Annotated in this window: 15 protein-coding genes, 1 tRNA gene and 2 pseudogenes; 12 read left to right on the plus strand and 6 right to left on the minus strand. The window is 70.4% G+C overall.

The genetic code is table 11. From position 1 onward, the window contains the following. Positions 1 to 80 precede the first annotated feature (80 nt). Positions 81 to 2,927 (plus strand): penicillin acylase family protein, encoded by a 2,847-nt coding sequence (locus tag QWM81_RS03055; protein ID WP_290109867.1) that lies wholly within the window; start codon positions 81 to 83, stop codon positions 2,925 to 2,927. Positions 2,928 to 2,972: 45 nt separating this feature from the next. Here QWM81_RS03055 and QWM81_RS03060 read toward each other — a convergent pair whose 3' ends face one another. Then, a complete protein-coding gene (locus QWM81_RS03060; RefSeq protein ID WP_435372319.1) occupies positions 2,973 to 3,620 on the minus strand; it encodes a 5-formyltetrahydrofolate cyclo-ligase in 648 nt (215 codons plus the stop codon). Positions 3,621 to 3,726: 106 nt separating this feature from the next. Between QWM81_RS03060 and galU the strand changes: the two genes are divergently transcribed. From galU to QWM81_RS03100, 8 genes and pseudogenes are all read left to right on the plus strand, one after another. Next, the gene (gene galU, locus QWM81_RS03065) at positions 3,727 to 4,638 is read left to right on the plus strand and encodes a UTP--glucose-1-phosphate uridylyltransferase GalU (protein WP_290109869.1); all 912 of its coding nucleotides are present in this window, start codon (positions 3,727 to 3,729) and stop codon (positions 4,636 to 4,638) included. Then, positions 4,635 to 5,942 carry a molybdotransferase-like divisome protein Glp gene (glp, locus tag QWM81_RS03070; protein WP_290109870.1) on the plus strand — a complete coding sequence of 436 codons (1,308 nt, stop codon included), beginning with the start codon at positions 4,635 to 4,637 and terminating at the stop codon, positions 5,940 to 5,942. Before galU ends, glp begins: the two co-directional genes overlap by 4 nt. Before the next feature lie 72 nt (positions 5,943 to 6,014). Further along, a pseudogene (gene moaC, locus QWM81_RS03075) lies at positions 6,015 to 6,610 on the plus strand (cyclic pyranopterin monophosphate synthase MoaC). Between the two features lie 152 nt (positions 6,611 to 6,762). Further along, positions 6,763 to 7,233, plus strand: coding sequence for a MogA/MoaB family molybdenum cofactor biosynthesis protein (locus tag QWM81_RS03080; RefSeq protein ID WP_290110043.1), 471 nt, complete (start codon positions 6,763 to 6,765; stop codon positions 7,231 to 7,233). Then, positions 7,230 to 7,850: a GNAT family N-acetyltransferase gene (locus QWM81_RS03085; RefSeq protein ID WP_290109871.1), complete on the plus strand. Its 621-nt coding sequence runs from the start codon at positions 7,230 to 7,232 to the stop codon at positions 7,848 to 7,850. The genes QWM81_RS03080 and QWM81_RS03085 overlap by 4 nt, the downstream gene beginning before the upstream one ends. Positions 7,851 to 7,993: 143 nt before the next feature. Next, a complete protein-coding gene (sepX, locus tag QWM81_RS03090; protein ID WP_290109872.1) occupies positions 7,994 to 9,061 on the plus strand; it encodes a divisome protein SepX/GlpR in 1,068 nt (355 codons plus the stop codon). A 75-nt stretch (positions 9,062 to 9,136) separates the two neighbouring features. Beyond that, positions 9,137 to 9,210, plus strand: a tRNA-Ala gene (locus QWM81_RS03095). A gap of 114 nt (positions 9,211 to 9,324) precedes the next feature. Continuing rightward, positions 9,325 to 9,508: pseudogene (locus QWM81_RS03100) on the plus strand (tyrosine-type recombinase/integrase); the annotation flags it as partial. A gap of 479 nt (positions 9,509 to 9,987) precedes the next feature. Here QWM81_RS03100 and QWM81_RS03105 read toward each other — a convergent pair. Both QWM81_RS03105 and QWM81_RS03110 read right to left on the minus strand, forming a co-directional pair. Then, on the minus strand, positions 9,988 to 10,824 hold the full coding sequence (locus QWM81_RS03105; RefSeq protein WP_290109873.1) for a hypothetical protein: 837 nt from the start codon (positions 10,822 to 10,824) through the stop codon (positions 9,988 to 9,990). After that, entirely contained in the window at positions 10,821 to 11,768 is a 948-nt protein-coding gene (locus tag QWM81_RS03110) for a WD40 repeat domain-containing protein (RefSeq protein ID WP_290109874.1), read from the minus strand. Before QWM81_RS03110 ends, QWM81_RS03105 begins: the two co-directional genes overlap by 4 nt. Before the next feature lie 977 nt (positions 11,769 to 12,745). Here QWM81_RS03110 and QWM81_RS03115 point away from each other — a divergent pair. Further along, positions 12,746 to 14,587, plus strand: coding sequence for an RICIN domain-containing protein (locus QWM81_RS03115; RefSeq protein WP_290109875.1), 1,842 nt, complete (start codon positions 12,746 to 12,748; stop codon positions 14,585 to 14,587). 33 nt (positions 14,588 to 14,620) lie between these two features. Here QWM81_RS03115 and QWM81_RS03120 read toward each other — a convergent pair whose 3' ends face one another. Together QWM81_RS03120 and QWM81_RS03125 are read right to left on the minus strand one after the other, a co-directional pair. Continuing rightward, positions 14,621 to 15,586, minus strand: coding sequence for a trypsin-like serine peptidase (locus QWM81_RS03120; RefSeq protein WP_290109876.1), 966 nt, complete (start codon positions 15,584 to 15,586; stop codon positions 14,621 to 14,623). 139 nt (positions 15,587 to 15,725) lie between these two features. Beyond that, entirely contained in the window at positions 15,726 to 16,211 is a 486-nt protein-coding gene (locus tag QWM81_RS03125) for a GNAT family N-acetyltransferase (RefSeq protein ID WP_290109878.1), read from the minus strand. 59 nt (positions 16,212 to 16,270) lie between these two features. Between QWM81_RS03125 and QWM81_RS03130 the strand changes: the two genes are divergently transcribed. Together QWM81_RS03130 and QWM81_RS03135 are read left to right on the plus strand one after the other, a co-directional pair. Further along, a complete protein-coding gene (locus QWM81_RS03130; protein ID WP_290109879.1) occupies positions 16,271 to 17,068 on the plus strand; it encodes an exodeoxyribonuclease III in 798 nt (265 codons plus the stop codon). A 64-nt stretch (positions 17,069 to 17,132) separates the two neighbouring features. Next, positions 17,133 to 18,137 carry a DUF6528 family protein gene (locus QWM81_RS03135; RefSeq protein ID WP_290109880.1) on the plus strand — a complete coding sequence of 335 codons (1,005 nt, stop codon included), beginning with the start codon at positions 17,133 to 17,135 and terminating at the stop codon, positions 18,135 to 18,137. Here the strand turns inward: QWM81_RS03135 and QWM81_RS03140 are convergent. Continuing rightward, positions 18,110 to 18,823, minus strand: a complete 714-nt coding sequence (locus QWM81_RS03140) for a MerR family transcriptional regulator (RefSeq protein WP_290110044.1) — start codon at positions 18,821 to 18,823, stop codon at positions 18,110 to 18,112. The genes QWM81_RS03135 and QWM81_RS03140 overlap by 28 nt on opposite strands. Between the last annotated feature and the right edge of the window lie 4 nt (positions 18,824 to 18,827).

The following is an 18,827-nucleotide window of genomic DNA, read 5'->3' on the forward strand; positions in this document are numbered from 1 at the left end:
CACCGCGTCCGGGCCGGCCGGGCGCTGCGCCTATGGTTGCTCCAGCACTCCAGGACCAGCCTGCGCCTCGAAGGACAGCGATGCCCGCCAACACCACCGCCGCTTCCACCAAGAAGAAGGGGCGACGTGCCCGTCTGCTCGTGATCGCCCTGGTGCTGGCGCTGGTCGCGGGCGTCGGCTACGGCGCCTACTGGAGCGTCAGCACGGTGCGCGCCCCCTTCCCGCAAACCACCGGCAATCTGAAGCTCGACGGGTTGTCCGGGCCCGTCGACGTCAAACGCGACGACTACGGCGTCCCGCAGATCTACGCGTCCACCGACGAGGACCTCTTCCGCGCCCAGGGCTATGTCCAGGCGCAGGACCGGTTCTGGGAGATGGACGTCCGCCGCCATATGACGGCCGGGCGCCTCTCCGAGATGTTCGGCAAGGAGCAGCTCGACACGGACGCCTTCCTGCGCACCCTGGGCTGGCACCGGGTGGCGCAGGAGGAGTACGACAAGCACCTGTCGGCCGACACCAAGAAGTACCTCCAGGCGTACGCGGACGGCGTCAACGCCTACCTGAAGGGCAAGGAGGGCCGCGACATCTCCGTGGAGTACGCCGCCCTGGCCTTCAGCAACGACTACACGATCGAGCCCTGGACGCCGGTCGACTCCGTGGCCTGGCTCAAGGCGATGGCCTGGGACCTGCGCGGCAACATGCAGGAGGAGATCGACCGTTCGCTGATGACCAGCCGGCTCAGCGAGAAGCAGATCAAGGACCTCTACCCGCGGTACCCGTACGACCTGCACCGCCCGATCGTGGACCGGGGCGGCATCGACACGAGCACCGGAAAGTTCGACCCGTCGGCCACGGGCATGGGCTCGGGCTCGGGCGAGGGTGCGGGCACGGACTCCGGAGCGGGCACCGGTACGGGCTTCCAGGGCAGCGAGAGCGGCCAGGGCGGCGCCGGCGCCTCCGGCCAGGGCGGCACCGGCCCGGGCGGCTCCGACACCGCCCAGGGCGCCGCACAGGGCCTCCAGTCGCAGCTGTCCTCGCTGTCCGCGTCGCTGGAGCGGATCCCCGCCCCGCTCGGCCCCAACGGCAACGGCATCGGTTCGAACTCCTGGGTCATCTCGGGCAAGTACACGACCACCGGGAAGCCGCTGCTCGCCAACGACCCGCACCTGGCGCCCCAGCTGCCCTCGGTCTGGTACCAGATGGGCCTGCACTGCCGTTCCGTCTCGGACAAGTGCCGTTACGACGTGGCCGGCTACACCTTCGCCGGCATGCCCGGCGTGATCATCGGCCACAACCAGGACATCGCCTGGGGCTTCACCAACCTGGGCGCGGACGTCAGTGACCTGTACCTGGAGAAGGTCACCGACAGCGGTTACCAGTACGACGGCAAGGAACTGCCCTTCGCCACCCGCGAAGAGGTCATCAAGATCGCCGGCGGCGGCAGCAGGACCATCACCGTCCGTACGACGAACAACGGCCCCCTGGTCTCCGACCGCAGCAACGAGCTGGAGAAGGTCGGCGAGGAGGCCCCCGTCGACAACCTCGCCCCGGACCGCGGCGACGGCTACGCGGTGGCCCTGCGCTGGACCGCGCTCGACCCGGGCAAGTCCATGGACGCCGTCTTCAAGCTGAACCGCGCCAAGGACTTCAAGCAGTTCCGCGCGGCCGCCCGCGACTTCGACGTGCCCTCCCAGAACCTGATCTACGCCGACGCCAAGGGCGCCACGGGCAACATCGGCTACCAGGCGCCCGGCAGGATCCCGGTCCGGCAGAAGGGCCACGACGGGACCATGCCGGCGCCCGGCTGGGACTCGAAGTACACCTGGAAGAAGACCTTCGTCCCGTTCGACGAGCTGCCCTACGAGGAGAACCCCGAGCGCGGCTACATCGTGACCGCCAACCAGGCCGTCATCGACGCGGACAGCTACCCCCACCTCCTGACCGAGGACTGGGGATACGGCTCGCGCAGCCAGCGGATCAACGACCTCATCGAGTCCAAGACCAAGGACGGGGCCAAGGTCTCGACCGAGGACATGCGCGCCATGCAGATGGACAACAGCAGCGAGATCGCCAAGCTGCTGACGCCCTACCTGCTGAAGATCGACATCTCGGACCCGCACGTCCGTGAGGCCCAGAAGCTCCTCGAAGGCTGGGACTACACCCAGGAGGCGGACTCCGGCGCGGCCGCCTACTTCAACGGCGTCTGGCGCAACGTCCTCAAGCTCGCCTTCGGCGACAAGCTGCCCAAGGAGCTGCGGGTCAAGGGCGAGTGCCTCAACGTCCGCCCGGCCGACTCCACCGGTCCTGTCGACGAGCAGAACAGGCTCGTACGGGAGTGCGGCCAGCGTGACGCCGATACGGCCCAGCCGGACGGCGGCGACCGCTGGTACGAGGTGGTCCGCCGGATCCTGAAGGACGAGAAGAACGAGTGGTGGACGTCGGCGTCCAGCCGTACCCACCCGGGCACCGCCACCCGTGACGAACTGCTGAAGCGGGCCATGGAGGACGCTCGCTGGGAGCTGACCTCCAAGCTCGGCAAGGACGTCTCCAGCTGGAGCTGGGGCCGGCTGCACCAGCTGACCCTGAAGAACCAGACCCTCGGTACAGAGGGCCCGGGTTTCCTTCAGTCCCTGCTCAACCGGGGCCCGTGGAACCTGTCCGGCGGCGAGGCGGCGGTCAACGCCACCGGCTGGAACGCGGCCGGCGGGTACGGGGTGATGTGGGTGCCGTCGATGCGGATGGTCGTGACCGTCGGCGACTGGGACAAGTCCCGCTGGATCAACCTGACCGGCGCCTCCGGGCACGCCTACAGCTCCCACTACACCGACCAGACGGAAAAGTGGGCCAAGGGCGAACTGCTCGACTGGCCCTACGGCAAGCAGGCGGTCGACGCCAAGACGGTCGACACGCTCGTCCTGACCCCTTAAGCCCCCTTTAGCCCCTTAAGCCCCATCCCGATGGCTAGGGAGACCTCAGTCGCCGTAGCCGTCCGTGGGCCGGAAGTGGAGGGTGACCTCCGGGGTGACCACCGTGTGCACGGGGTGGTCGTGCGGTTCCTCCGGGACCCGCGCGACCACCTCGTTCGCGTACAGCAGCACCACCAGGGCCGGATCGGTCCCCGCCCGTACGATGCGGGCCAGCACCCGGTCGTACGAGCCGCCGCCCCGCCCGAGCCGCATGCCCCGCGCGTCCACCGCCAGGCCCGGCAGCAGCACCGCGTCGGCCTCCAGGACGGCGTCCACGCCCAGCCCGGGCCCCGATGGCTCCAGGAGCCCGCGCCGGGCCCGTACGAGCCGCTCGGCGCCCTCGTAGGCCGCCCAGTCCAGGTCGTTGTCCTCCAGCAGGACCGGCAGCAGCACCCGTACGCCCCGCTCGCGCAGCGCGTCGAGCAGCGCCCGCGTGCCCGGTTCGCTCCCTATGGACACATATGCGGCGACCGTGCGGGCCCGGCGCAGCTCGGGCAGGTGCAGGGCCGTCCGCGTCAGGGCCGAGGCCGCCTCCTGGACGTCAGCGCGGGTCAGCCGCGCGCGGGCGGCGAGGAGTTGGCGCCGCAGAGCGGTCTTCTCGGGCACGCCGCCGGACCTGTTGACGGTCGTGTCGCCGGTCGTGCCACCGGTCATGTCGCCGGTCATGGTGAATTCGCGAACCTCTCTTATGTGTCCATATGGGAAGGAAGTTAACCGGAAGCTCATCTCCTTCCCATACCGACCGGATATGGTGCTCGGCATGACTCAGTCGCACCCCAGGATCAGCAAGGCTGTCATCCCCGCCGCAGGGCTCGGCACCCGGTTCCTGCCGGCCACGAAAGCCACTCCCAAAGAGATGCTTCCTGTGGTCGACAAGCCCGCCATCCAGTACGTGGTCGAAGAGGCCGTGGGGGCCGGTCTCACCGATGTACTGATGATCACCGGCCGCAACAAGCGTCCGCTCGAGGACCACTTCGACCGGAACTACGAGCTGGAGGAAGCCCTCGTCAGGAAGGGCGACCAGGAGCGGCTCGCCAAGGTCCAGGAGTCCAGCGACCTGGCCACCATGCACTACGTCCGCCAGGGCGACCCGCGCGGCCTCGGGCACGCCGTCCTGTGCGCCGCCCCCCACGTCGGCAGCGAGCCGTTCGCCGTCCTCCTCGGCGACGACCTCATCGACCCCCGTGACCCGCTGCTGTGCCGGATGGTCGAGGTCCAGGAGCGGGAAGGCGGCAGCGTGATCGCGCTGATGGAGGTCGATCCGGCCCAGATCCATCTCTACGGCTGCGCTGCCGTCGAGCCGACCGGCGACGCCGACGTCGTGCAGGTGACCAACCTCGTCGAGAAGCCCGACCCGGGCGACGCGCCCAGCAGCTACGCCATCATCGGCCGGTACGTCCTGGACCCCGCCATCTTCGCCGTACTGCGCGAGACCCAGCCGGGCCGTGGCGGCGAGATCCAGCTCACCGACGCCCTCCAGAAGCTCGCCGCGGACGAGAGCATCGGCGGCCCGGTGCACGGCGTGGTCTTCAAGGGCCGCCGCTATGACACCGGTGACCGGGGCGACTATCTGCGGGCCATTGTCAGACTCGCGTGCGAACGTGAAGATCTGGGACCGGAGTTCCGGAACTGGCTTCGCAGTTACGTCACCGAGGAGATGCAGGGACTGTGAGTACGACCTGGTCGGTGGACGAGCACCTGGAGGACATCCTCCAGAGCGTCCACCCGCTCGACCCGATCGAGCTGCCGCTGCCCGACGCCCAGGGCTGTGTCCTGGTCGAGGACGTCATGGTGCCCGTCGCCCTGCCGCCCTTCGACAACAGCTCCATGGACGGGTACGCGGTGCGGGTCGCCGACGTCACCGGCGCCACCGAGGAGTTCCCGGCGGTCCTGACCGTCATCGGTGACGTCGCGGCGGGCAGCGGGGGCCTTCCCACGGTCGGCCCCGGCCAGGCCGCACGCATCATGACCGGCGCTCCGCTGCCGCCCGGCGCCGAGGCGGTCGTCCCGGTCGAGTGGACCGACGGCGGCACCGGCGGCGCGCCCGCCACCGGCATGCGCGCCGCCAGCGCGGCCCCCGAGGGCGCCGGGGGCGAGGTCCGCGTCCACCGCCCCGCCGAGGCCCGGGCGCATGTACGCGCGCGTGGCAGCGACGTCCAGGCCGGCGACCTGGCCCTGGAGGCCGGCACGGTCCTCGGCCCGCCCCAGATCGGCCTGCTCGCCGCCATCGGACGCGGCACCGTGCGGGTGCGCCCCCGCCCGCGCGTGGTCGTGATCTCCACCGGCAGCGAACTGGTCCAGCCCGGCGAGGAGCTGGGCCCGGGCCAGATCTACGACTCCAACAGCTTCGCGCTGGCCGCCGCCGCGCGCGACGCCGGCGCCATCGCCTACCGGGTCGGCGCGGTCACCGACGACGCCGAGAGCCTCCGCGCCACCATCGAGGACCAGCTGATCCGCGCCGACCTGCTGGTGACGACCGGCGGGGTCAGCGTCGGGGCGTACGACGTCGTCAAGGAGGCCCTGTCCTCGGTGGGCGACCAGGACGAGCCCGGCGGCGGCGTCGACTTCCGCAAGCTCGCCATGCAGCCCGGCAAGCCGCAGGGCTTCGGTTCCATCGGACCCGAGCACACCCCCCTGCTCGCCCTCCCGGGCAACCCGGTCTCGTCGTACGTCTCCTTCGAGCTGTTCGTCCGCCCGGCGATCCGCGCCCTGATGGGCCTCACGGACGTCCCGGACTCCCAGCGCCCACGCGCGCGTGCCGCGCTCGCCGCCGACAAGCCGCTGTCCTCACCCTCCGGCAAGCGCCAGTTCCTGCGCGGCACGTACGACGCCGAAGCGGGCACCGTCACGCCCGTGGGCGGCGCCGGGTCCCATCTGATCGCCGCCCTCGCACACGCCGACGCGCTGCTCGTCGTCCCCGAGGACACCACCACGGTCGAGCCCGGCAGCGAACTGGAGGTGATCCTCATCGGCTGACCGTCCCCCCAGGACCCGAGAGGACGGACCTATGCCCGGCGGGCGTGGAGGTGCCCGCGGCGTGGCGGTACCGTGTCTGCCGCTGTGCCTTCCCGGGGGACGACCCCCGGCCCCCGGCGGCGCGACAATGGGCCGTGCGGGGCAATCGGCGCCGGAACGCGAGGCGGAGTTCAGTGAGTACGCAAGGCAGCCTGACGCACATCGACGAGTCGGGGGCGGCCCGTATGGTCGACGTCTCGGAAAAGGACGTCACCGCCCGCACCGCCCGCGCCACCGGCCGGGTCCTGGTCTCCCCGCGCGTGATCGAGCTGCTGCGCGGCGAGGGCGTCCCCAAGGGCGACGCCCTGGCCACCGCCCGTATCGCGGGCATCATGGGCGCCAAGCGCACCCCCGACCTGATCCCGCTGTGCCACCCGCTGGCCGTCTCGGGCGTGAAGCTGGACCTGTCGGTCGCGGACGACGCGGTCGAGATCGCGGCGACCGTGAAGACCACCGACCGCACGGGCGTCGAGATGGAGGCCCTGACGGCGGTGTCCGTCGCGGCGCTCACCGTCGTCGACATGATCAAGGCCGTCGACAAGGCGGCGGTCATCACCGACGTACGGGTGGAGGAGAAGACGGGCGGCAAGTCGGGCGACTACCGCCGCGCGGAAGGACCGGGACAGTGACCCCCCGGGCCGGAAATGTCACCGGCGCGCACGCCCACGAGCCCGGCGCGCACGGGGACCGGCCCGGCGCGCACGCCACGGGTTCCGCCGCGCCCGGAACCGCCCCCGGGACCGCCCCCGGGCCGCACGAGGGCCGGGCCTCGTACCGCGCCCTGGTCGTCACGGCCTCCAACCGGGCGTCCGCCGGGGTGTACGAGGACAAGGGCGGCCCCATCCTCGCCGAAGGGCTGGCCAAGCTGGGCTTCGCCGTCGACGGGCCCCAGGTCGTCCCCGACGGCGACCCCGTCGAGGCCGCCCTGCGTGCCGGGGTGGCGGCGGCGTACGACGTCATCCTCACCACCGGCGGCACCGGCGTCTCACCCACCGACCGCACCCCCGACGTCACCCGCCGCGTCCTGGACCACGAGGCGCCCGGCATCCCGGAGGCCATCCGCGCGTACGGCCGCGACAAGGTGCCGACCGCCGCGCTCTCCCGGGGCCTCGCCGGGGTCGCCGGCCGCACGCTGATCGTCAACCTGCCCGGCTCGACCGGCGGTGTCCGCGACGGCCTGGCCGTCCTGGAGCGACTCCTCGTCCACGCGGTCGACCAGCTGCGCGGCGGCGACCACCCCAGACCGTCATGAACCCTGCCTGGCCCGTGATCCTGGCGGACGGCGGAGTCGTCCTCCGTCCGATAAAGCTGCGCGACCAGCGGGCCTGGCGGGAGGTCAACCGGCGCAACCGCGACTGGCTGCGGCCCTGGGAGGCGACCATCCCACCGCCCGCCCCCGGCGGCCCGCTCGCCCAGCGGCCCACGTACCGTCAGATGGTCCGCCACCTGCGCGCCGAGGCCAACGCGGGCCGGATGCTGCCGTTCGTGATCGAGTACGAGGGGCGGCTGGTCGGCCAGCTGACCGTCGCCGGGATCACCTGGGGCTCGATGTGCTCCGGCCACGTCGGGTACTGGGTGGACCGCGAGGTCGCCGGCCGGGGCGTCATGCCGACCTCCGTCGCCCTCGCCGTCGACCACTGCTTCCGTACGGTCGGACTGCACCGGATCGAGGTGTGCATTCGGCCGGAGAACACCCCCAGCCGCCGGGTCGTGGAGAAATTGGGATTCCGCGAGGAGGGCCTGCGCCCGCGCTACCTCCACATCGACGGCGCATGGCGGGACCATCTCGTCTTCGCGCTCACGGCGGAGGAGGTCCCGGAGGGCCTGCTGCGCCGCTGGCACCGGGTGAGCCGCGGAACACCGCGATAAATAAAATACTTGTTCGAATTACCTCTCCTCGCGAGACGGCCGGTCTGTCAATCAGAAAAAAATTCGGTGATATCAGCCAGATCGTGCGACACACCGGCTCAATTGGCCGATGGCCGGATGGGAACCCCTCTACGGTGTGAGGCGTGAGCAGCAGCGGCCTCATCTACGCAGTCATCGTCGGGGCCTGGGCCGCCTACCTGGTGCCGATGTGGCTCCGAAGGCAGGACGAGCTGAACGAAGCCCGTCCGACGGAACGCTTCAGCACCGCCATCCGGCTCCTGTCCGGACGGGCGGGCATGGAGCGCCGGTACGCCAGGGAGTTGCGCGAGCGCACCGCCGGTGAGGCGGCGCCCGACGTCGACCCGGACGCCGAGACCGAGCATCTGAGCTCGGTCGACGTCCGGGCCTTCGCCGCGCCCCCGGCCCATACGGAAGCCCGCCTGGAGATCCCCGCACCGGCGAGGCCCCGGCCCGTCCGGCGGCCCGTGTCGCCCGGCGCGGCCGAACGCGCCCGGCGCTCCAAGGTCCTCGCCCGGCGCCGGCGCACCACGGTGGTCCTCTTCCTCGCCTTCACGCTCGGCGCGATCGTCGCGGCGGTCGGCGGGCTGGCGTTCCTGTGGGCCCCGGGCGTCCCGGCCGTGCTGCTGAGCGCGTACATCGTGCACCTGCGGGCCCAGGAGCGCCGCCGCTTCGTGTACGTGATGGACCGGCGCCGCGCGGAGGCCGCGGCCCAGCGCCTGCGCGAGAGCCGGCCGCGCAACCGGCCCGCGCCGGACCGGGGTGACGCACCCGAGGCCCACCACCCGCACCGCCCGCACCACCCGCAGCCCGAGCCCGAACCGGCGCCCGCGCTGTCCCCGCAGGAGGCGGGGCGCCGCGCGCTGGTCGAGCAGACGGACCACGCGGAGTGGGTGGACCAGCAGCGGGACCACGGCCCGGCCCACGGCGACAGCTGGGACCCGGTCCCGGTGCCGTTGCCCACGTACGTCACCGCCCCGGTCGCGCCGCGTGCGACGGGTGGCGTGGACGTGACGGACCCGGAGACCTGGAGCGCGGCCCGCTCCTCCCCGGCGGAACCCACCCCGCCCCCGGCCACCCGCCAGAACCCCAACCCCAGCGCCACCCCGCCGCGCCGCTCCCACGACCACGGCCGGACACCGCTCTTCGATCAGTACGCGGACGAGGACCGGCCCCGCGCGGCCAACGAGTGACGGGGCCCTCCGCCGCCGCCCGGGAACGGATTTCCAAGCACCCGGATCGGGATGCTAATGTTTCACACGTCGCAAGGGCCTGTGGCGCAGACTGGTAGCGCACCTCGTTCGCATCGAGGGGGTCAGGGGTTCAAATCCCCTCAGGTCCACGCACGTCAAAGCCCCTGTCGGAAAAATCCGGCAGGGGCTTTGAGTTGTTGTACAGCAGCGAAGTACAGCAATTACTGCGGATCTTGCTTGCCCAGGTGCTTGCCGAGCTTGCGCCCGTCGAGCCGAGGAACTTCACCGCGCCTTTGCCGACCGGTCCGCGAAAGCAGGTGTCCGTAGGATCCGGCTGCACGAACGCGCCACACGTGCGGTTCGCTTCTCGCGGCCCTGGACGTGCACCCTCGCATCGCCATGCAGATCCTCCGTCACAGCAAGATCGCAGTGACAATGGAGGTCTACAACGCCAGGCACCCCGGGGGAGGCTCCAGAACGATCCAGTCGTCATCCTCGTAGCGCGGAGGCTGCCGCACGTACAGCAGGGCGTGACGCCAGAACTCGCCCCGCCCTCCTGTCATGGACCACGCCCAGCGAAACCTGCTTGATCGTCGCCATGCCGGCAGCCCAGGCATGCCCTGTCTGCGTGCTTTGAAGTCGGCCGGGCCGCCTGGCTGTCCGCGAACGCTAGAAGCTCAAAAGGGACATTCCCCGTGCTGCCAGCGTTGTCGTACTGAACTCGTGCGGCGCCCTTCAGGCCCACGCAGTTGTCTCGAGTTCTCCCGCACAGCGTGTCCTTTCTGTGCCAGTGCTCGACGGGCTTCGCTTCACGGACACTGCACCCGACGGCCGACAGCACATCAGCGATCACCACCGCAACCCATGCACGTGCCGCTAACCGACCCGGGCTGTTCTACCACAAGATCGTGGAGCCGGACCGGGTATTAGGAGGTGTAACGGAAGTCCGCCGGCGAAATACCTCCTTTACACCTCTCGTGAGGTGACTTAGTGCATACGACCCAGTCCTGAGTTCCTGGTGGCACTTGATAGATCCGTTCACTGTTCCACGCTGTCGTCATGAAAGACTTACCGCGATTATTCACCTCGACCGTCTGCCGCTCACCGCCAACTACCAGATCCAATTGAATCACCCAATCGACGGTACCCTTGGTAGTGGCCGCCAAGTCGAAGATTTCCGTCTCACCCTTCTGCAGAGTGAAGCCGAAAGGCTTCAACTGTCCAGGCACCTTTTCTGCATAGTCAGCAGCTCGGCCTTCTGAGTCCAAGTCGATGACCAGTTGTCTAGGGCTGGCCTCTCCCTGCGTTCCCCCGCAGCGGAAGCCAATGCCGGCTGGTTCGGGCTTAACGGACCGGCGGATAATCTTGGCTCGCAAGTTCTCGATCAGCACGCCTTTATCCGTGGCGCCTTGAATGACGAGTCGAACCCGAGTCGCCTGGTGGTCGGCGGCTCTATTGCGTCGAACCCAGTCAACCATTCGGCCGCAGTCTGTGGATGGTTGGCCGACGGGAGTAACATCCTTGGGCATGACGAAACCGAACTTCTCACCGCTCCAAGTGTTTACCGTGGCGGGATTGTTGACGACATTTACTGCTATGGGGCGAGTGTCCTGTGGATCCAGAATTTTGGGCACATAAACACTTGCAGCAGCGCCAATCACAGCAGTGGTCACACCGGCGGCCAGAAACCACCATCCCTTACGAACTGATGCGAGCGCCCGGACCCGAGGACTTTCGGCTTCTTCGTTCGTTTCCGTCGTCACTGCGCGGCCCCCTTCCACGACCCTACCTGCTTGCCATCCGGGACAGACCACACCCTGCCACTATCGAGGAAGTATGTGAGGAGCCATTTCCCATCCTCGGAGAACGCCATGTCCGCACCGGCATAGCTTCGCTCATAACCATCTTGGACCACAGGCGGAAGCTTCCATCGGGAAACTTCGCGACGAGTGGACCTTTCCCATAGAGAAATCCCTTCTGGAAGGATGTAGGCCACGCGATGGGCTCGACGGTCGATGGCAGCCCCTGTTGACTGACAGCCGCATGGCACCCATTCGACCTCACGCTCACTGGTCGACCAAAAAAAATACCCGTCAGCACCGGCAGCCACCACATGCTTCCCTGCGTCGAAAACCGCCAGTTCGTCGGCGACCCAAATGGTCGCATCGTCCCGCTTCACCGTCGGCGGTTGCGGAGAAGTCGACCGCTGCCCAGTGCGCACGTTGAATAACACATATCTACCACTGCGGTCCTCAATGAACTCTTCTCCCACCAGGTACGCACTGTCGGCCGAGAATCTGATGTTCATGAGTTGCTGACCAAGGATCGCACGCGGATTTTTCGTGGCGAAGTCATAAAGGATCACGGAGTCGGATACCGCAACCGCAAGGAAGCGGCCATCCGGAGAGAAGTCCATTGGCGGGTCGCCCCAATCCGACCCGGTGTCGAACGAATCGAACTCGTCGCCCTGAGCAGACGTGATGACCAGCCGGCCATTGGTATGCCGTGCCTCGTATCGTCCGTCCGGACTTATATGCGAGCCTTCGATCGCCCGCCGTTCCAGGTCGAACTGCCTGTCCAGCGTTGGGCTGACGCTGGATGGCTTCTCGGTGATGGCGTCCGTCCCGTCAAGGACGCCCTCTTCAGACGGCTGTGTGCAACCGGCTAAGAAGAGTGAGACCAGAGCAAAAGCCGCAACGAAACGCATGAGTTAAAAAGCTCTCCCCGTGTGGCATCAGTCGAAGCGAATACACACCTGCGATCCAGAGTCTGTCAAGGCGCTTCCTGGCCCTTCTGCATCCTTCGCTACCGCGGCGGGACGCTCGACACCGGCCCGGCCGCGCCCCACCCCTCGCGCCGGACGGCGCCCCGCACTCGTGGTTTTGCCCCGCCGGATGACGCCCAGTCGGCGCAGGTCCGTATCGAGCCGGCTGACTCGTGCATTCATGGTCGTCACGGCGGCACATCCCGCAGCCCCGCTGTAGAGGGTTACTACAGGGTGGAGGGTCGTCCGGTGGCGGTATGGCGGGCGGTGGTCCGCCGGCTCAGCGGCCGCTGCTGCTGGGCCCCTCGGCCAACCAGCCTTTTTGGGAACCCTGGCAGGGGGCGCGGCCCTCTCCGCACGCCTCGCGGCGGGGAGAAAGGGGCGCCAGCGACTGACCACCCCCGGCCCGCCCCTCCGGCGGCTCACTGGCGGCCCGGGCCCAGAAGCCCCGTGTTGGAACAGCCCTCAACTGACGTCAACTGACCCCCTGTCCCACCCGGAAAGGCTGGGGAACGATCACCACGCAGACGGGGAAAGATCTTCAACGGCCGACGACGCAGCAGGTCACATCCACTCGTGAACGCCCCACGCACACGCAAGATCCCGCACGATCATTCCGATCGGAACGGGATCTTGTCGTTGTGCCCACCCTGCTGCCCGTGCCGTGCCCCGCCGGCGGCAGGTTGTGGAAGCTCATGGAGCGGGAATCCGCGGTAGTGGTGCGGGCGGGCGGAACTCTTGTTCCAAAGTGGCGAGTTATGCAAAGCTGTGCAGCCCCGCAGCCCAACAGGGACTTATTGAGCGGACGTTCGAATTACCTTGTGTGTGGCTTCCTTAAAAGGGAATCGGCCCCACAAGGTATGTACCAATCAGGCGCACGTCTTCAGCCCCCCACCGCAATGCCCTGAATGGAAACGCCCATGTCTTCTTTCCGTACCGATCGCCCCGTACCGCCGCCGCCTCCCTACGCGCCCACGTCGGGAGGGGCGGACGCCGCGCTGGCCAGGATGCTGAGCGCGCCCGGCGGTGCGGGGGACGCGTACCCCGGCACCGTGCTGATGGCGCGGCACTGGAGAGCGGCGGCCGACTACGCGGCGCTGCTCACCGCCTCGCGCACCCACGCGTCGATGGCCGTGGCGGCCGCCTTCGAGCGGGTGCTGGAGGAGCTGCGGGAGGGCGTCGGGCCGGAGGAGGCCGTGCGGCCACGGCTGCTGGTGGCGGTACGGAGGGCCGTCGCCGACTGGGCGGCGGACCCGCGCCTCGTGGCGCTGCTGAGCTCAGTGCGCGATCCGGCCGGGCCCGCGCCCGACCGGCAGCTCGCGGCGCGCGCATTCGCGGCATTGCCCGGTACGGCGCAGGTTCTCCTGTGGCACCGGGAGGTCGAGGCGGAGGGCATATCCATTCCGGCCGCATTGCTGGCCATCGACCCCCGGGCCGCGACAGAGCAACTGGAACGGGCCCGAGAACTCTTCCGTGACGGTTGTGTACGCGCCCATTCGGAGCTCGCCGCGGACCCGGAATGCCGCCACTACAACCGGCTGCTCGACATATCGCTGCGGCGCGGTACCGCGCTGATCCCGGACATTCAGCGGCATTTGGCGAAGTGCCGGCACTGCCGGTACGCGGCTGATCAGCTGCGCCATTTTCGCGGGCGGCTCCCGGTGCTGCTGGCCGAGGGGGTGCTCGGGGAGGGCGCCCGGGGCTACCTCGACTCCCGGCCCGGACGCCGCCGGACCCGTACGCAGGCCGGGGCGCGCGGAATGGGCCGCCACTCGCGCGCGGCACGGGCGCGCGTGGCGCGGGGGCTGTCCGTGCCGAGCCGGGGAGCGCTCCTGGTGGGTCTCGGGGTCGTGATGACCGGCGTGCTGGCCGTGGCGGCCGTCTCCAGTCTGTGGAGCCAGGACGACAGCGCCGGTCCGGGTACGGGGACGGCGGCCCCCAGCGGTCCGGTTCCCAGTGGTTCGACCTCCAGCGGTCCCGTCACCGTCGCCCCGCCCGTGGTCCCGAGCGACGCCGTCAGCAGCGCCGCCCCCGCGCCCGGCTCCCGTCCCACCACTGCCGGACCGCCCGCGTCCGCCGGGTACGGCGACACCACCGGCCCCCTGACCACCCGGCTGCGCAACGCCGAGGCCGGACTGTGCCTCGACATCCGGGACGGCCGGCCCTCGGTCGGCGCCGAACTGACGCTCGCGCCCTGCTCGGCGTCGGCGACGCAGCAGTGGCGGTACGAGGCGGACGGGCTGCTGCACAGCGCGGCGGCGCCCGTCCTGTGCCCCAACTCCCAGGAGCACGCGGGTGTGGTCGTGCTGCGGCTGTGCGCGGCGCAGGACGCCGCCAGTGTGCGCTACGACCTGAGCGTCCAGGGCCATATCACGCCCCGCTGGCACGCGGGCCTGGCGCTCATGCCGGCCACCGCGGACCCCGGGACGAGCGTGGTCGTCAAGCTCCGCGACGGGTCGGCGTCCCAGCGCTGGCTGACCGACTCGGCACCCGGCTCGCCCGAGCCCCGGCGGGCCGAGGAGGTCGAGAGCGCGGGCTCCCGGCCCGCGCCGACGCCGCCGCCTCCCGCGACGGGCCACGAGGCGCGGCCCGAGGGCTCCGACGCGCGCCCCGGCGTACGCAGCGTCAACGACCCGGCGACGCCCGAGCCGGACCAGGGGCGCCGGGGGCCCGCGCAGGAGGCCGTGTCGCTCGTCGCCGGCCTGGTACCGGTGCCGGTACCGGTGTCCGTGCCGGTACCGGCGCCCGGGCTCGCCAGGTGAGCGGTGCCGCTCAGGGCGTCAGGAAACCCGGCCCTAGGAGGCCTGGGCCTTGTCGTACAGGGCCTTGGCCTCGTTGCCGAAGTACGGGCCGAACATCCGGTTGGGCAGGAAGGTGTAGCCGAAGCTGTTCACCGAGACCTGGAGGCCCGTGCCGGCGCTCTCGCTGAAGCCGGTGAACCAGGGGCCGCCGCTGGAGCCGCCCGTCATGTTGCAGCCCAGGCTGTGGTCCTGCGAGAACAGGAAGTCCTTGGAGGAGTTCCCGCTGCAGTAGATCAGCTTGGAGCCGTCGTACGGGGACGCGGCCGGGAAGCCGAAGGCGTACATCGGCTTGTTGTAGCCGCCGTTGAACTGGATGCCCTGCGCGCCGGTGACGGCGGTGAGCTTGCGGCCGTTGAGCGGGGCGAGAACGGCCGCGCCGATGTCGTAGTTGATGTCCTCACTGGCCTCCCACTGCGGGGTGGTCAGCGTCTTGGAGGCGGTCCACTGGCCGTAGGGTGCCTGGCCGTTGTCGTACGCGGGGACGAAGACCCAGTTGGTGTGCCAGCTGCCCTGGTACTTCACACAGTGCCCGGCCGTGATGACCGTGCTGGCGTTCTGGCTGGTCACCGCGTTCGCGGAGCACGAGGCGTTACGGCCCTGGAAGGTGAAGAACACCCGCCCGGACGTCTTGACGACCGCGCCGCCACCGGTCCAGGCCCCGCCCGCCTGCGGGAAGGCGGTGGGCGCGATGGTGGTCGTCTCCTCGCCCGGCGCGGGGGTCTTGAGCCGCTTGACGGCCTTGGGGGTGAGCACCAGGTCCAGCGGGGTCGCGGCGCGCATGCGCTCGGCGGTCCAGAAGGTGCGGGCCTGGCGCTGCTCGGCGGTGGTGATGTTTCGGGTGGAAGGGGTGGGGGTGGAGGGAGTGGGCGCCGCGGTGGCCGCGGTGGCGGTCGACAGGGCGCTCGTGAGCAGGGCTCCGACGGTCAGCAGGATGCCCGTGGCAGTGCGTTGGCGTCTCACGCAGGTCTCCTTCTGCCGTGCCCGGGCATGGCTCGCGGCGGCCCGGGCAGGGTGGGGGAACGAAGAGCGGTGCGGATCGACGTGCGTGAGAAGGGTGCCACGGACGGCGCCTGTTTGTCAGGGGCGCGTCACGGCCGGTTCACGGTCGCTTCAGCGGTTTCGCGAAACAGCGGCTGCTGTCGTACGTGCGGTAGTAGCCGAACTTGGCGCACGGCTGGTACCCGCTGGAGGTGTAGAGCGCGATGGCCTCCGGCTGCGCGTCGCCCGTCTCCAGCACCATCCGGGTGCGGCCGGCGGCACGGGCGTCGTCCTCCAGGGCGGCGAGGATGCGGCGGGCCAGACCCCGCCCCCGGGCCTCGGGGATGACGTACATGCGCTTGAGCTCGGCGTCGCCGTCCGCGTACCCCTTGTCGTTCTCGTCCTGGGTGCGCCAGCCGCCCGTGGCGACGGGGCGGTCCTTGGCGTCGTACGCGATGAGGTACAGGCCGCGCGGCGGGCGGAACATCAGGGGGTCCAGCGGTGTGAGGTCGCCCTCGTCGCCGTAACGCTCGGCGTACTCCTCCTGGACCATGTCGTTGAGCTTGCGGGCGTCCGGGTGGTCGAACGGCAGAGGGCGAATAATCATGCGGAGTATCGTACATTCATGCGGAGTGACCTTCGAGGCGTTGTCGGTAGGGTGCCGGGATGCTCATTGTGACGTCCGTGAATGTCAATGGTCTGCGCGCCGCCGCCAAGAAGGGGTTCGTGGAGTGGCTGGCCGCCACCGAGGCCGATGTCGTGTGCCTCCAGGAGGTCCGGGCCGAGGAGTCGCAGCTCCCCCAGGCGGCCGGCGCGCCCGAGGGCTGGCACACCTTCCACGCCCCGGCCGCCGCCAAGGGCCGCGCGGGCGTCGCCCTCTACACGCGGCGGGAGCCGGACGCCGTACGGATCGGGTTCGGGTCGAGCGAGTTCGACGGCGGCGGCCGGTACGTGGAGGCCGACCTGCCCGGCGTCACGGTCGCCAGCCTCTACCTGCCCTCCGGCGAGGTCGGCACCGAGCGGCAGGAGGAGAAGACCCGCTTCATGGGCGAGTTCCTGCCGTACCTGAAGGAGCTCAAGGAGCGCGCGGCCGCCGATGGCCGGGAGGTGCTGGTCTGCGGCGACTGGAACATCGCCCACCAGGAGGCCGACCTGAAGAACTGGAAGTCCAACCGCAAGAACTCCGGCTTCCTTCCCGAGGAGCGGGAGTGGCTGACCCGCGTCTTCGACGAGGCGGCGTACGTGGACGTGGTGCGGGCGCTCCACCCGGAGCAGGAAGGGCCGTACTCGTGGTGGTCCTACCGCGGCCGCGCCTTCGACAATGACGCCGGGTGGCGCATCGACCTCCAGGTGGCCACGCCCGGCCTCGCGGCCCGCGCGGTCAAGGCCTGGGTCGAGCGGGCGGCGACGCACGGCGAGCGCTGGAGCGACCACGCGCCGGTGACGGCGGCGTACGAACTGTAGGCCCGGCGCGGCCTGTGGGGGTGTCAGGGCCGGGGTGGGGAACGAGGGCTGCCACGGTGGTGTGATGCGGATCACCGTGGCCCTCTTCGTGGCGCTCGCGCTGCTCGCCGTCTCCCCGCCCGGCGTTCCCGCCGGCACCCCCGACGTGCTGCTCACCGACCAGGCGTCCCGGCGCGTCCTGCTGCTCGACGGTACGCGGCGCGACTGGGACCCGGCCGCCGAGCCGGGCGTCGTGAGGTGGGCGTTCTCGCCGCTCGGCGACGCCCGGTACGCGGACCTTCAGCCGGAGCGCAGCTGGGTCCATCCCAACGAGGCCAAGGTGCGCGGGTACCGGGGGCGGACGTATGTGCTGACCAGCGCGTCGTACGGGTTCGCGGCGGTCGTGGCGTACCCGTCGGGGGAGCGGTACTGGGCCGGCGCGCTGGCGCCCGGCACCATCAGGGTCAACCCGCACAGCGTGGAGCTGCTGCCGAACGGCGATGTGGCGGTCGCGGGCAGCACGGGGGACGTGGTGCGGCTGTACGCGGCCGGGTCAGGGGGGCGCGAGCGGGGGCGCGAGCCGGGGCCTGAGCGGGGGCGGGAGCCGGCCGGGGCGGCGTTCGCGGCGTACGCGCTCGATGACGCGCACGGGCTCCAGTGGGACGACCGGTGGCGGGTGCTGTGGGCGCTGGGCCGGGACCGGCTGGTGGCGCTGAAGGCGGGGCGTGAGCGCGGGCTGCCCGCCCTCACCCGGGTCTTCGAGGTGGCGCTGCCCACACCGGGCGGGCACGACCTGGGGCAGGTGGCGGGGGACCCTGACCGGTTGTGGGTGAGCAGCGGGTCGGCCGTGTACCAGTACGTGAAGAGCGCAGGGAGGTTCGTCCGGGACTTCGCGGGCGCGGCGCGGATCAGCCGGGCACGGGTCAAGGCGGTGGGGGACGACCCGGTGACCGGACAGGTGCTGTCGACGGTTCCGGAGAGCGGCCTGGCGGAGCCCTGGTGGACCCGGACGGTGGCGGTGCACCGGCCGTCCGGCACGTACCGGCTGGTCAACGGCGGGATCTACAAGGCGCGTTGGTGGCTGCCCTGATCCTGGGCGGTGGTGCGCTGGTTCCCATGGTCCTGGGCGGTGGTGCGGTGATTCCCATGGTCCTGGGCGGTCGCGCGTAGCCGGCGGTCCAGGGCCATCGACAGCTCGGCGTCCACCACGCTCTTGGCGAGCGGCCGCAGCCGCGCGATGTCCTGGGCGTCGTGCACGTGCTCGTGCAGCAGGTCGGTGAAGAGGGCGGCCAGGGACTCCGCCTGTTCCCGGACGCGCCCGGCGGCCGCGAGGACGGCCGCCAGCGGGACGCCTTCCTTGACCAGGGCGGCCGAGACGTCGAGCAGGCGGCGGCTGACGTGGACGATCTGCTCGCCGTCGGTGGCGAGGTAGCCCAGTTCCAGGGCGGCGGCGAAGTTCTCGGGCGTGACCTGGTCGCCGAAGTGGTCGGCCAGCTCCTCCGGGGTCAGCCGGACCGGTTCCTCCTCGGTCGGCTCGCCCAGCCCCAGCACCTCGCCGACGTCACGGCCCGACTCGAAGGCGGCGGCCAGGTCGGCGATGCCGGTGAGGGTGTGGCCGCGCTCCAGCAGGGCCGCGATCGTCCGCAGCCGGGCCAGGTGCCGGGCTCCGTACCAGGCGATGCGGCCCTCGCGGCGGGGCGGCGGGATCAGCCCGCGCTCGCGGTAGAAGCGCAGCGTCCGCGCCGTGATGCCGGCCGCCTCGGCGAGCTCCTCCATACGG

This window comes from Streptomyces ficellus, assembly GCF_030406405.1.
Classification (GTDB): Bacteria; Actinomycetota; Actinomycetes; order Streptomycetales; family Streptomycetaceae; genus Streptomyces; species Streptomyces ficellus_B.